The sequence below is a fragment of the Rhodopirellula sp. P2 genome, assembly GCF_028768465.1.
GTDB lineage: Bacteria > Planctomycetota > Planctomycetia > Pirellulales > Pirellulaceae > Rhodopirellula.
On record NZ_CP118225.1, the window covers coordinates 1,326,398 to 1,340,000 of the forward strand.

Sequence of the window (13,603 nt, forward strand, 5' to 3'; positions counted from 1 at the left end):
ATCGACGCCGTGTCGATTGCGTGAGCGACATGGTGTTCGTCGTCGATGGCATGGTGGCCAAAGTCTGCGGGGCACGCCAGCAAGCAGGGCCGTGCCAACGGCAAGACTCCATTGAATCAACAAACCGTTGACGCGACAATACTTGATGCGTAAATTATTTGCGTGTCAAGAACTGACGCGTGTATCGGCGCGCGTTCTTCTGACGCATCCTGCCTTCCTTTTTCTTCTGAGTTTGTTGTTATGCCAACCACGGCCATCATCGGTGGCGGGTTCAGCGGAACGCTGGCCGCCGTCAATCTTGCTCGCTTTGCCACAACGCCTCAGCGAGTCGTGATTGTCAACTCAGGGCGTCCGTTTGGTCGCGGGACCGCTTACGGGACCACGCGAGGGGAGCATTTGTTGAACGTCGCGGCGCGGAACATGTCGGCGTTTCCCGACCAGCCGACGCACTTCTTTGATTGGTTGCGTTCGCGGTGCGAGTTTGATGCGATCGACGATCACAGCCTGCGTGAGATGTTCATTCCTCGGCGGGTCTTCGGTGACTACGTTCGCGGAATGGCAGCCCACTATTTGGGGACGGCGGACCCGCGATCAAACGTGCACTGCGAGGTGGTGGAGGATTCGGCGGTCGACGTGATTCCGCGTGGCGTCGAGCCGGGGGCGAACCAGGGCGGCGTCGTGATGCTGGAAAACGGTGAGCCGATCGAGGCGGAATCCATTCTGCTGGCGACCGGCAACCAACCACCGGCCGGATTGCCCGGTGCGAAGAAGCTCGCCAATGATCGGCGTTATTGCGGCAACCCTTGGAAGGACTGGCACGAGAATCTTCCCAGTGCAGACCAACACATCGTGATCCTGGGAACGGGGTTGACCGCGGTCGACGTGATCGTGACGCTTCGCAACAAAGGGTGGCACGGGAAGGTCACCGCGATTTCCAGAAATGGCATGCTGCCGCAACGACATTTTCGGGGCATCGAGTGGCCGCACGCGATCCCCGATGACGGTCAAACGCGTTCGTTGCAGGAACTGGTGAAGTTGATTCGCCAGGATTGTGAGCGTCTGCGAGGTGTCAGTCAGAACCCAGCGATCGCGGTCGACAAATTACGAGGTCGCACTCAGCAGTTGTGGAAAGCGTTGACACTGGAAGAACGCAAGTTGTTCTTGAAGAAGTATTCGGCGGATTGGAATGTGATTCGTCACCGCATCGCGGGCCCCATTCATGACGCGATCACTGATGCACTGGATTGCGGTCAGTTGACCATCACACCGGCGACGATTGAATCGCTGGCGTCGGGGGAGCACGGGATCGAGATTCAGATGGTCGATCGTGAGGGAGTGGCGAAGCAGATCGAAGGTGACTTGGTGATCAATTGCACGGGGCCGAAGTCTCGGTTCTCTGATTCGGCGTTGCCGCTGTATCGCAACTTGTTTGAACGAGGTTTGGCCCAGCCGGACGACATGGACATGGGGATCGCTGTGACGGACGATTTCACTGTGATTGGGAATGATGACGTTCCCACACCGTACATGCACGCGATTGGTCCAATTCTCAAGGGCACCTTGTGGGAGAGCATTGCGGTGCCTGAACTGCGCCAGCAAGCGTATTTGGTCGCGCAGTCGATCCTGCATCAAGAGCCGGTTGCTGTTTCCGGACCGGACACGACGGAGTACTGCATCTGAGCAGATTTCGCGATGGATTGATTGCGAGTTCGCCTCGAGCAAGCCGCTTGCATCACTTCTTTTCGCGAGCGGCCAAGACAGCTTCCGGGGTGGCGGTCTTGATTGCCAGGGATCGTCGTCCGACGGTGGCGATGGAGAGCAGGATGGCGATCATGCCGCAGGTCGCCAAGGATCCGATCAGCAGATCCGACACGCTTCGTTCGACGATCATGCCAATCGTCCAGGCCCAGTTGGTGATCTGCCAGGCGGAGTAGTCGTATTGGCGGTAATCATTCATGTGCAGCCCGATTGCGTAGGGCACCAGTGCGGTCAGCACGGCGACCACAATGAACGCAGCCAATCCAATTTCAACTCGCGGGTTGTTGTTGATGCGGACCAACGCCACGATCCAGCGGACACAGAACAGGAACACGACCAAATACGACGTGTAGGCGATGACCAAGTGAAACAGCATGCTCATGGCACCGGCCGGGAGTCGCATGCCCGCGACCGATTCAGCTCGATAGGCAGCCAGCAACAGCACCGACGAGACAAGGACCGAGCCCAGGCTGGCAAACACCAATCCCGTCGCCGGACCGGGGGTCAGGAACGTGAGCGTCAACCGGCTGAGGAAATTGCCAGGCAGTTCACGCTGAATTCGGGGTGTCAGGCTGTTGGATTCAGCCGCCATCATGGCTCCTGCGCCGGTCCAAACACCTGCCAGCGTCATTGCGACCGGGAACCATAGGATCATCCCTTCTCGGTCCTCTCCCGGATTCCACTCCATTGCAAAGGTTGCCAATCCGATCAGGGAGGCGGTGAGCACCAAGATCGACCAACGGATGCCGCTGGACCGGTTTTCGCTTTCGGGTGTGAGCTGCGCGGCGGTGGTGGTGAGCAGCAAGTGGCTAATGCAAATCGCGGTCAGCAGGCTGGCGACGAAAATGAACGCGGTCCAACCTGCATCCAAGGGATTGCCATACCAAATCAGGGCCACCGCAGCGGCCCCGACCAAGTACTCACACAGCATCAGGACCATCAACACGACCAGCAACGTTGAGATCCGTCCGGTCCGACCGCGAGCCAGTGGTGCGAACGACAACGCGACCACGGTCAGCAGCAACCCGCTGGCGATCAGCATCGCCATGATTAGTCCCACCGTGGGCAAGTCGATGCCACGCAGGGTGTAGGCGTAAGCCACACAGGGAAACAGCGTGATCAGGTACAGCATCATCTGCAGCGAGGCGCTGGCCAGTTTGCCCATCACGATTTGCCAGGCACTCAGTGACGTGATGGACAGCAGTTCCAGTGTCCCGTCGTCGATTTCCGCTTCTAAAGATCGGTAGGCGGCCAAGGGCACGATCAGCAGCATCGGCACAGCGAGCACGAAGTAGTAACCGATCAGCAACCGAGGTGCTGAGGGCGACGTGTAGATCTGGGGCATCAGCATCAGACTGCCGATCACGGTCCATGCGAAGGCGGCGATCAGCAGGACGGAGAAGGTAACGACAAACTGCCGGCTCTTGAGGGCTTGGCGAGTTTCTTTGATCAGGATCGGATTGAGTTTGTCGCCGGTCCGCTCAGCCCACTCGTCCAAACGCAGCAACCACGAGGCCACGTTTTTTGAGACGGACGCATTGGGTTCCGAAAGCGATGCGGTGCTCATGCGATTTCAACAAGATGAGAAGGATAGGTGTCGCCCTGAATGATACCGGGTTTTGCCGGTGAAGAGGGAGTTCGAGCGGATGCTCTCGCGTTCAGCACGTTCATCCGCGAGCAGGGTAGAATTTCGACAGCACTTCCAATCCTCGAACTTCGAGCTCGTCATGTCCGGTTCGCCTGATCCACTCGTTCCTGAGAATCCCTACGTCGACACGATGCGGGTGGAGGCTCAGGTGGTTGGGCAGAGTGGTTTCAACTCGGGATGTTGGATCGCTCCCCTGTTGGGGTTCGCGTTGGTGGGGGTGCTTGTCTGTGGAGGCATCTTGGTAGGCCTCATGCTTCCAGCGGTTGAGGCGGCACGTGAGGCGGCTCGACGAATGAGTTGCAGCAACAACATGAAACAGATTGGGCTGGCCCTGCACAACTACCACGCCGCTTACAATCAATTGCCGCCTGCGTACACAGTCGACAAGGATGGCAACAAACTGCACAGTTGGCGAGTGGCGATTCTGCCCTTCATGGAACAGCAAGCCCTGTATCAGCAGATTGATCTTTCGAAACCTTGGGATGCGCCGGAGAACGCAGGGGTGGCATCCACCGCGGTGTCCGCTTATGCCTGTCCTTCCAAGAAGGGCGATCCGTTGATGACCACTTACGTTGCGGTGGTGGATCCTTCAGGCATGTTTGAGGGCGCGATCCCGACGACGTTCGGCCAGGCAACCGATGGTTTGTCCAACACCATTTTGTTGGTCGAAACCGAACATCAAAATGAGGTTCACTGGATGAGCCCCGAAGACATCGACCTGCAAACCTTGTTAGCTCGGTCCGAGGACGATTCTCACCAGGGTGGTGGGCACATGTTTTTTGGCGACGGTGCCGTCAAGTTCATTACGAACTCCATCGAAGTTGGTCTCTTGGAAGCGTTGGCAACCAAGGACGGTGGCGAAGGCATCGAATAGTGGCTGATTGACTGTCCCGATCAGCTGGTTCGGGTGATTCGCCAGCATCGGTGAATGCGTCGATTGCGGAAGTCTTCCGGGACGGTTTGCCGGCTGATTTCGTGGACTTTGGTTCCCGGGAAAGCGGATTCGTCCATCTGGAATTGTCGGTAATTGTTCGAGAAGTAGATGACGCCGTCTCGCGAAATGTGCTTGAGGGTTTGCTTGAGCAGATCCTTGTAGTCGTCTTGCACGACCCAATCCTTTTGGGTGCGTTTGCTGTTGCTGAACGTGGGTGGGTCGACGAAAGCGACATCAAAAACCGCGGTGGCAGGAAGGTTTTTGATGAATGCCATCGCGTCCTCGGCAATGAACTCGTGTGAGTCGCCTGCGAACCCATTCAGATGCATGTTCTCTTTCGCCCACGTCAGGTACGTGTTCGACAAGTCCACGGTGGTGGTGGATGCGGCGCCTCCATCGGCGGCGTAGACCGTGAACGAACCCGTGTAGGCGAACAAGTTGAGGAATCGTTTGCCATGGACCTCGTCACGGACCATGGAACGTGTGATTCGATGATCGAGAAACAAGCCGGTGTCGATGTAGTCCGATAAATTGACTTGGAATTTCAGTCCGCCTTCGTGGGCTTCGATCTGGTAGTGACGGCTGGCAACGGTCTCGTGCTGGGCGGTTCCTCGTTGTCGTTTGCGTTGCTTGAAGAACACTTTGGAACGTGGCACATCCAGTGTTTTTGCGGCGACCTTGACCATGTGTTCCAGCCACACGACGTGTTCATCATCGCTGCGATCGTGGGGACGTTCAAATTCTCCGATGTGCAAATGGTCTTCGTAGCGATCGACGACCAAGGGGACTTCGGGGACATCACGCTCGTACAATCGGTAACAGGTGATGTCTTGTTTGGTGGGCCAGCGACGCAGGTGCTTGGCGCGTTTTCGAAGTCGTGCGGCGAACTCTTCGCTTTGTCGTGCGGTGACTTCGGGGGAGGGCAGGGGAGTGACGGGTTTGGGTGGGGTAAAGAAATCGCTCATTGAACCAGACCTTCGGTGACCTGGAGGAAGACATCCTCAAGGCTCTTTTTGTGTGCGGCGACTTCGGCGATGAGAAACCCTTGTCCGATCAACCAGGCAACCAATTTGGCTTGATCACGAACGTCGCCTTCGAATTCGAATCGCACCAGTTCGCCATCGACGACGACTTGAGATGCGGGGGGAAGGGAGTGATCGCCGTTGTTGGCGGAGGAGGTGTTGACGGAGACGCCGTTGGGATTGGAAGTTTGGGATTGGGAAGATTGTTCAGCGAGATGCTGGCGGATCAAGTCCCCCGCTTCGCTGGCTCGTTCGAGCACGCGGAGGGTGAGTTCGCGGTGTTGGGCACGTTGACGTTGGATGTCTTCGACGCTGCCGGTGGCCAGCAGTTGGCCTTGTTCGATGATCCCGACGCTGTCGCACATCTCGGCCAGTTCAGTCAGGATGTGGCTGCTGATCAAGACTGTTTTTCCGCGATTGGCCAATTGCCGAATCATTTGTCGCAATTGAATTCGGGCTCGTGGATCCAATCCGGCGGCCGGTTCATCGAGAATCAAGACGGCGGGATCGTGCACCAAGGCGCGGCCGAGACACAGGCGTTGCTTCATGCCCTTGCTCAACCCGCGAATCGGTTTGTCTTTCATGCCAACCGTGCCGGTGAATTCCAGCACTTCTCGCAACCGCCGAGTGCGATCCCGACCGGTCAAGCCGTAGGCACGGGCGAAGAAGTCCAGGTACTCCTCGCAGTTGACGTCGCGGTAGGTGCCGAAGCTGTCAGGCATGAATCCCAAGCGGCTGCGGACAAGTTCGGGATCGTTGACGACGGAGAACCCATCGACGAACGCATCCCCAAAACTGGGCAGGTCCAGTGTCGCGAGGATTCGCATCGACGTGGTTTTTCCCGCACCGTTGGGGCCGATGTAACCAAACACGTGTCCCCGACGAACGGAGAACGAGATGTCATGGACGGCATGTGTCTTGCCAAAGTAGCGGTGCAGTCGGCGGAGTTCGATGCAATCTGCGGTGCCGGCGTGGACTCCGGTCGTGCTGGGGGTGTTCGACGCCGTGTTCGCGGGTTGCGGGACTGGTTGGGAGTCTTGCGAGGTCGTGCTCATGGCAGGTCTCCCATCACGAAGTGGATGCTGTTTTCAATGGAGATCCCATCGATCGCCGGGACGTCGTTGGACAACGTTGCCAGGGCGATGTAAGAGCGATTGGGAATCGACTTCCCCAATTGCATTCGCTGTTGCAGTTCATACTCGAACACACCGTCGGTGGGGGCAGCGGTCAGGCTGAGTGTCGATCGGATTTTGTTGATGACGTCAAATGTCTCCGTCATCAAGCGGCGACGCGCTTGGCCACTTGTGGAGTCGGATTGACGGTTCGTTTTGGAGTTCAGCAGCCATTGGCGTTTGTACCAATCCCCCATCAACTTGGACGCGTCGAGGGAGGTGACCAGTTTGGCACGAGCGGATTCGCCCGAGCTCACATCGTCCGCCAGGAAGAACAGCCCATCTTGGTCTCGGATCAAGACGCTTTGCAGGTCCAGTTCGCATTCGTTCTTCAGTTCCACGCTGACTCGTTTGACGGCGTCCGATTCCGATTTTGTGATGCGGACCGTGCCAAATTGATCGCGGGGTTGTTCGACCACGAACTGGCGTTGTTGGCGACTGGGGAGCAGGCGACTGGAGAAGCGGATTTCGTCGTCGGCGACGGTCACGGTTCCGCGGAGGTCGAAACGTTGGTTGATTCGGTCTTCCCAGCTTGTTTCTTCATTGTCGAGCAACAGCGTCACGGACGCATCGGCTGGGAAACGCAATCCGTTGGAGGGGCGAATGCCGGCGAAGTAGGTCGAGCGCGTTCGAGACATAGCGTCGCCGTCAGCGTTGACCCAAGTGATTTGTCGGGCTCGCAGACGCGTGCCGAACCCATCGGCGATGATTCCGTATCCCATCATCGCGACGGTGGTGGCGATGGCGAGCACTGGAGCGATCAAGAACATCAGGTAGCTGCGTCCACTCTTGGTCGTTTTTCGATAAGCCACCGGGCCGACCAAGATCACGAACAACCCCAGGAATCCCATGAAGGTGTAGACCGGAGGTTGCGAGACACCGGGGATCATCCATTCAAAGAAGCGTTGGGTGCCGATCATCGGATCGACACCGCGACGCAGGGTTCGATGGGCATGGAACCCGAGGAGGCTTTTCGTGGTTCGCCAATCCAAGATGCTGACGGATTCATCGTCGTTGTGAGCGGGCAGTTGGACGAGCAGACCCGCTTGCACAGGAAAGGCCTGCATGCCCATTTCCGTTCCCAGTCGGGTGGCTTTGGCGTCGTTGCCAAAGGCATTGGCGAATGAGCGGCGAAATTTCTCAATGGCATCGATGCCCTGCTGAGTCGCCTCGTCAACTGCGTTGACTTGTTGGTTGACCGCATACATTTGACCCCAGTTGTTGGACATTTCTGCTGCGCCGGTGCGCAGCATTTGCAACGCGGAGTTGGCGTAGGCATCGATGGTGGCGGCATCCAGTATCGAGGCCGATGGACTGATCCTTTGGGTGTCGTTTTTTTGCTCCGGTTGAGTCCCGCGGATCAGGACGACGCCGCCATCGTGGACCCACTGCGTCAGAGGTTTCCACCAAGACGGTTGTTCGGCCTGGAACCGCAGGTAGTCCTGGCGGTGGATGACCACGGCATCAAAGGGGAGCCAGGAACGCCAGTCGAGAGGCAGTTCTTCGGGGGCATGTGACTGGACGGCAACAAACGGTTCATTGACTTGTCCGTCATTGACCCGAGACGTTTCGGGCTTGAAAACTTCGGCGTCCCATTGCATGTCGAAGGTGGATTCGATCAGCGAACGCAAGGATTTTTCGCGGAGGTTCTGGTCTTGGTCGGAGTTGATCCAGATCAACCGCCAGCGCAGTTCGTCGCGAATGCCTTTGTCGATTGCGTTGTATCGCTGGAGGGACTTGCCGATTTCGTTGGGGACTTGGGTGATGGATTGCCCGTCTTCCAAGATCGAAACTTCGTAGGCGTCCCCGTGAGATGTCTTGGGGACGTGCCGGACGATCGTTTGCTGGGTGGATTTTTCGGGGATCTGGAAGGGGATTTCCACTTCCAAGGCGGATTGCGGTGGGCTGTGCCCGTCTTCGCGAGGGCTCAGCAGCAAGGTGAAGTTGCGATCGGCCGTGGTGGGGCCGCCCGTGGTCATGAAATCGATTTCGACACGCTGCGTTTCAGGAATGTCGGGGGCGGAAAGACGGACGTTGATTTGGTACCCCAGCCGATTGGCACGGGCACGCGGGAACGTCGTGCTGTTGTTGCCGTCGTTGACCCAGAAACTTTGATCGCCCGTGGAGGGCTGTCCAAAGGCCTTGGGCGACACGAATCCAATCAGCAGACAGGCAGCCGTGACGCAGAGAGCAAGCGTCGAGCGATTCATAGTTCTCTCTCCCGAGGCTTGAGCAACTGCGGCGGCAATTCGTCCTTGGCGAACGGGCTGCCTTGGCGAGATTGGTCGACGCGCCCGATGGTCAGCCGAGCGACCAGCCAAGAAACCAGAAAGGCAAACGCGGCGATTGCGAAGAAGGCGGCGAAAAAGCCGACCGCGGCCAGTGCGGCTTTGGCAAACACGGCCCCGTTGCCCGCCGCTCGCGTGATCGCAGCAAGGAGAGCAGCGACTGCCGTGATTGCCATCATCATGCGGAATGAGATGCGAGGCAGCACACGGCTGCGGATGACCGGTTGGATCGACGGCGTGGGCGTGATGATCGGTTCGGGGGCAGGCATGCGCTGTGTCAATCAGAGACGAGATCAATCAGGACGATGAGTTTCGAAAGTCGATTGCGAGTCCTGTTTGGCTGCTTTTCGATTTTCGACCACCTGATGATACAGTGTCTCCTGAACCCGCATCGGGGCTTGGTTCTTGCGAGGCCTCAAACGCTGGTAACTTCCGTCGGGCTGCATCCGCCACGCGTTTTGGTTGTCGCGGAAATACAACTGCAGGGTTTCGCGAAGACGTTTGCGAGCTTCGGGATCGATGACGGGAACCAGGAGTTCAACGCGGCGGTCCAGGTTGCGAGGCATCCAGTCGGCACTGCTGATGAACATCTCGTGATCGCCACCGTGGCGGAAGTAAAACGTTCGGGCGTGTTCCAAGAAGCGGTCGACGATCGAAACGACTTCAATCGTTTCGCTCATCCCTGGCACGCCGGGTCGCAAGCAGCAAACGCCGCGAACGTTGAGGCGAATCTTCACGCCCGCTTGGCTGGCCAGGTACAAGGCGTCGATGACTTCGGTGTCCACCAAGGCGTTCATCTTGGCGATGATCTCGCCCTTTTGTCCCTGGCGGGAGCGTTCCGTTTCGCCTTGGATCAGCTCCAGGATTTGGCGACGCAGCGTCAGCGGTGCCATGCCGAGTTGTTGCAGCGGTTGCGGTTGGCTGGCCCCCGTGACGGCGTTGAAGAACATCGTCGCGTCGGTGCCTAGGATTTCATCGCAGGTCAGCACCGAAATGTCGCCGTACAGGTTGGCGGTGACTTCGTTGTAGTTGCCGGTTCCGAAGTGGACGTAGCGGACGAGTCCCTGGGGTTCACGGCGAACAATGATGCACACCTTCGCGTGCGTTTTGAGGCCACGGATGCCGTAGATGACCTGCACCCCGGCCTGTTCCATTTCGCGAGCCCATTCGATGTTGCGGGCTTCATCGAAACGAGCTTTCAGTTCCACGATCGCGGTGACGTACTTGCCCCGCTCGGCCGCTCGCATGAGCGCGGCCACGATCGGGCTGTTGCGGCTGGTCCGATACAGGATTTGCTTGACGGCGAGGACATCCGGGTCGACCGCGGCTTCTTCCAGCAATCGCACCACCGGATCAAAGGACTCGTAGGGGTGCATCAGCATGATGTCCCCCTCGGAGATCGATGTGAACATGGACTCGGCGGGATTGATCTTTGGGCTTCGTTGCGGAGGCCATTCCTCGTCGCGAAGGGAATTCATGCCCTTCAGGCCATGCAGCGAGAACAGGTACGTCAGATCCAGCGGACCATCGATGTCAAAGACAAACTGCGGGTCAACTTGAAAGCTCTTGATCAGATAGTCGCGGATGTCGGGATTCGCGTGGGCGTCGATTTCCAGTCGCACGACGTCTGACAAGCGTCGACTTTCGAGGACTTCTTCCATGCCGCCGAGCAAGTCACCCGCACCGTCTTCACGGAGTTCAATGTCAGCGTTGCGAGTGATCCGGAACGGTTTGCACTGAATGACTTCGCGACCGGGGAAGAACTCGTTGACGAAATGTGACACCAAATCCTCCAGCAACGCGTAGGCGTAGCCGGATTCGGTGGGCGAAGTGTCCACGCTGTTTGGGTGAGAGACAGCCTTGTCGATCGGGGCCTTTTCGATGGGCAGTGGAATCACGCGTCCCAGGGTGCGGCCGAGCGGAATGACCGCGAATTGAGTTTCCTGGACATCGTCTTCGGATGCCGGTGAATTCGGGGAGAAAGGCGCGGAGGGCTGGGAGGCTTCGTGGTGTTTTTGGTTCGACGGGACTCGATCTGCAAGGGAGTCCGTTGCCGCTGGTGTCGGTTGAGGACCGATCTCATCCCCCGGGCTCAGCTGCACACAGAGATGGATTCCCAGCCCAGGCAGCATCGGGAAGCGTCGGTCGTGCAGGGCTTGGGGAGACAGCACGGCCAGCACATCGCCGCGAAAATGGCGTTCCGCGGCTGCGAGCGAGCGATCGCTGCAGTCGGCGGGGTCGATTTGGTTGATGTGGTGTTCGCTGAGCAGCGGCTGCAGTTCGTTTTTCAACAGCTGGTACTGCCGGTCGACATGGGCTTGGCAGCGTTCTGAGATCGCTTGCAGCTGTTCCGTCGCGGTCCGGCCGGACGGGTCGCGCCGTCCACCACCGCCCATCGCTTGCAGTTTCAAACTGCCGACGCGGACCATCATGAACTCGTCCAAGTTCGAGCTGGTGATCGCCAGGAATTTGGCTCGTTCGAGCAATTGCACCGACGGATCATCGGCTTGATCCAAGACACGAGCGTTGAATTCCAGCCATCCCAGTTCGCGGTTGATGAACCGAGGAGCGTCAACGAGGGAGTCGTCGACCTTCCGCCGAGATGTGGTTTTGGAGCTTTTGGGAGGGCGTTTGCCGACGGACTGGGAGGGCTCGGGGGCGTGGGACAACGTCAAACTCGCAATGGAAATGAAGTGAACTGAGGGGCGTCAGAGAAATCGAACCCACCGGCTTGGGCGGTCGATTCCGTCGGTGCAGCTTCCCCCGTGATTTCGGGCGAGGCTTCTTCGGGTGAGCTCTCGGGGATGGTCTCAGCGGCCTCTTCGGGAGGCCAAGGTTGGCCCAGCAAGATGCTGATCGCCTTGGGATAGAAGTCTTTCCCATAGGTCAACTCGCCGCCTTGGTGTCCCACTGCACCCACCATGCCAGCGACCACCAACAAACCGATTTTCCAAATGTTTGTCAGGCGTTGTTGGCCCGCTTCGTCGTCGCTTCGCAAGGATTTCAGAGCGATGATCGCAAAGATGCTGGAGAGGACCGTCACGATGATGGCGGACCAACGATGCCAAAACAGCTCCGAGTCCAAGTTGATTTTGGTCCAGGAGCCGTAGCCTTTTTCGACCGAGAAGGACCATCCCATCATGGTTGCCACAATCGCGGTCGCGGCACCAAGGAGCAAGCAAACCAAGGGGACTTGGGTGCCCAGCGTGGGCCATTTCCAACCCAGCACGACAAACAGTCCGCCGACCAGGAACAGAGCGATGGGGAAGTGAACGGTCGCGGGGTGCAAGAAGCCTTGGAACGACCAGACCCGAGCCAGCAGCCCCGCTTCGGTCGGGTCGATTCCTTTGCGAATGCCATCGGCGAGCTCAATCGGTTGCCCCGAGCCGTCCAGGTCAGGTTGAATCACGTGGGCGTCCTCTGGCCAGTTTGCCCCTTCTTCGATCCAGATGCGAATCAAGGCCAGCTCCGCCGGCGATAGCGGGCCGCCGTGGCTGCGGGGAGGCATCAGCATGTCGTCGTCTTCGCTGACCAAGTAGTCGATGTACATCGAACTTGATTCCAAGTCCTCTCCCTCGACATAGCCAAAGACCGTGTCGCGATCATCGACCCGGAAATCGGCTTTGGCTTCTTCGGCGCCGTGGCATTCCAAGCAGTGTTGCCGGAAGATCGGCGCGATGTCGCGTTCGAAGTTCACCACCAGGCCCTCTTCGTCGACCGCCATCCGGATCGCAGCGGCCTCCGTGGTGGTCTCTTCGGCGGCGCTGGCCGGGTTGGGCCCCCATTGCAGGCAAAGGAAGGCCAGCAGGAACAATCGGCAAACGCGGGTGGTCCGTCTGGATCGGGTGGCGTTGCGGCGGAAAGGAGATTGGAGCATCAGCAGCAAAGGAGAAGTGATGGGCATGATGGAAAGCAGAATGGAGGGCGGGACTCATCGGGAAATGAGCGAGAGGGGGCGGCTCATTGTACCGGCGAACGAGCCGCCGCCAAACCAGGACGGGGTTTCAGATATCCCTCCCGTCGCTGGGCGAATTCATCGCGGCCGCGTTCCATCGGGCAAGGAGTCCGTGCCGTTTTCTGGGGCTGCGTTTCGGCGGGTTTCTGCATTTGAGAACCTCTTCCGAAACGAAGTTTGGGGGAAGGTCGAGTGGCGCCGTTCAGGCGTACGCGAGGGACGGAGGGGCCGGGCATCGGAAGCGACTCGCACTGCCTTCCCCCGGAAATCTCGCTGAACGCTCGCTTTTCGAACCCTCCCGACTTCGTCGGGCGGGGTTCTTAAGGCGTTGCTGGAACGGCACTTAGGAGCTGCGCTGTCTCCAAGCAAGGGGGAGCCGTTTTGCCGTCTGAAGCACTCAGAAACGGCATCGCTTGCCGTCTGAAGCACTGAGAAATGGCATCGTCAAGAAGCTACATCACGGAGAAGTAGTTGTCGCAGGCGAAGTCGAAGTACTCCTTCTTGAGCTCCACTTCGAGGTTGTTGTAGAGGCAGAAGTTGCGAACTTGCAGCAGTAAATCTCGCGGTTGGCAGTTGCGAAACGGGCGGTCGACGGCCAAGTAGTGAGTCTTGACCAAGTAATCGATCGCCTCCGCGTTGTAAGGAATCTTGGTGACTTTGCACATGATTTCAAACAGCTTGCGGAAGTCGGCTTCGGGTGGGTTCTCGACTTCGATTTTGTAAGGGATGCGGCGCAGAAACGCGTCATCGACCAGGTCTTTCGGTTCCAGGTTGGTGCTGAAGATGACCAACTGGTCAAACGGGACCTGGATCTTCTTGCCCGATG

General features: G+C 58.4%; 10 protein-coding genes (1 of these 10 only partly in view). 2 read left to right on the forward strand and 8 right to left on the reverse strand.

Annotated elements, in window-relative coordinates; all coding sequences use genetic code 11:
* Nucleotides 1–240 precede the first annotated feature (240 nt).
* Nucleotides 241–1,680, forward strand: a complete 1,440-nt coding sequence (locus PSR62_RS04670) for an FAD/NAD(P)-binding protein (protein WP_274406655.1) — start codon at nucleotides 241–243, stop codon at nucleotides 1,678–1,680.
* A gap of 52 nt (nucleotides 1,681–1,732) precedes the next feature.
* Here the strand turns inward: PSR62_RS04670 and PSR62_RS04675 are convergent, their stop codons facing one another.
* The gene (locus PSR62_RS04675; protein WP_274406656.1) at nucleotides 1,733–3,325 is read right to left on the reverse strand and encodes an ABC transporter permease; all 1,593 of its coding nucleotides are present in this window, start codon (nucleotides 3,323–3,325) and stop codon (nucleotides 1,733–1,735) included.
* 160 nt (nucleotides 3,326–3,485) lie between these two features.
* Between PSR62_RS04675 and PSR62_RS04680 the strand changes: the two genes are divergently transcribed.
* A complete protein-coding gene (locus PSR62_RS04680) occupies nucleotides 3,486–4,280 on the forward strand; it encodes a DUF1559 domain-containing protein (RefSeq protein WP_274406657.1) in 795 nt (264 codons plus the stop codon).
* A gap of 20 nt (nucleotides 4,281–4,300) precedes the next feature.
* Here PSR62_RS04680 and PSR62_RS04685 read toward each other — a convergent pair whose 3' ends face one another.
* The 7 genes from PSR62_RS04685 to PSR62_RS04715 all read right to left on the reverse strand — a co-directional run.
* Nucleotides 4,301–5,305, reverse strand: a complete 1,005-nt coding sequence (locus tag PSR62_RS04685; protein WP_274406658.1) for a class I SAM-dependent methyltransferase — start codon at nucleotides 5,303–5,305, stop codon at nucleotides 4,301–4,303.
* Entirely contained in the window at nucleotides 5,302–6,417 is a 1,116-nt protein-coding gene (locus PSR62_RS04690) for an ABC transporter ATP-binding protein (protein WP_274406659.1), read from the reverse strand. Before PSR62_RS04690 ends, PSR62_RS04685 begins: the two co-directional genes overlap by 4 nt.
* Nucleotides 6,414–8,744 (reverse strand): hypothetical protein, encoded by a 2,331-nt coding sequence (locus PSR62_RS04695; RefSeq protein ID WP_274406660.1) that lies wholly within the window; start codon nucleotides 8,742–8,744, stop codon nucleotides 6,414–6,416. The genes PSR62_RS04690 and PSR62_RS04695 overlap by 4 nt, the downstream gene beginning before the upstream one ends.
* Nucleotides 8,741–9,091 (reverse strand): hypothetical protein, encoded by a 351-nt coding sequence (locus tag PSR62_RS04700; RefSeq protein WP_274406661.1) that lies wholly within the window; start codon nucleotides 9,089–9,091, stop codon nucleotides 8,741–8,743. The genes PSR62_RS04695 and PSR62_RS04700 overlap by 4 nt, the downstream gene beginning before the upstream one ends.
* Nucleotides 9,092–9,115: 24 nt before the next feature.
* Nucleotides 9,116–11,497: a polyphosphate kinase 1 gene (gene ppk1 / locus PSR62_RS04705; protein WP_443217361.1), complete on the reverse strand. Its 2,382-nt coding sequence runs from the start codon at nucleotides 11,495–11,497 to the stop codon at nucleotides 9,116–9,118.
* Complete coding sequence (locus PSR62_RS04710) at nucleotides 11,494–12,699, reverse strand: c-type cytochrome domain-containing protein (RefSeq protein ID WP_443217477.1); 1,206 nt, start codon at nucleotides 12,697–12,699, stop codon at nucleotides 11,494–11,496. The genes ppk1 and PSR62_RS04710 overlap by 4 nt, the downstream gene beginning before the upstream one ends.
* A gap of 530 nt (nucleotides 12,700–13,229) precedes the next feature.
* Nucleotides 13,230–13,603 carry the 3' portion of an ATPase with chaperone activity gene (locus tag PSR62_RS04715; protein ID WP_274406664.1) on the reverse strand. It continues 1,351 nt past the right edge of the window, so the window shows 374 of its 1,725 coding nt (coding positions 1,352–1,725); the start codon falls outside the window, past its right edge — the gene reads right to left on this strand; it ends in the stop codon at nucleotides 13,230–13,232.

What these genes read in the sequence shown, in the direction of transcription:
- PSR62_RS04670 (WP_274406655.1), top strand. Translation starts at nt 241, where the DNA reads ATGCCAACCACGGCCATCATCGGTGGCGGGTTCAGCGGAACGCTGGCC.
- PSR62_RS04675 (WP_274406656.1), bottom strand. Translation starts at nt 3,325, where the DNA reads ATGAGCACCGCATCGCTTTCGGAACCCAATGCGTCCGTCTCAAAAAAC.
- PSR62_RS04680 (WP_274406657.1), top strand. Translation starts at nt 3,486, where the DNA reads ATGTCCGGTTCGCCTGATCCACTCGTTCCTGAGAATCCCTACGTCGAC.
- PSR62_RS04685 (WP_274406658.1), bottom strand. Translation starts at nt 5,305, where the DNA reads ATGAGCGATTTCTTTACCCCACCCAAACCCGTCACTCCCCTGCCCTCC.
- PSR62_RS04690 (WP_274406659.1), bottom strand. Translation starts at nt 6,417, where the DNA reads ATGAGCACGACCTCGCAAGACTCCCAACCAGTCCCGCAACCCGCGAAC.
- PSR62_RS04695 (WP_274406660.1), bottom strand. Translation starts at nt 8,744, where the DNA reads ATGAATCGCTCGACGCTTGCTCTCTGCGTCACGGCTGCCTGTCTGCTG.
- PSR62_RS04700 (WP_274406661.1), bottom strand. Translation starts at nt 9,091, where the DNA reads ATGCCTGCCCCCGAACCGATCATCACGCCCACGCCGTCGATCCAACCG.
- PSR62_RS04710 (WP_443217477.1), bottom strand. Translation starts at nt 12,699, where the DNA reads ATGCTCCAATCTCCTTTCCGCCGCAACGCCACCCGATCCAGACGGACC.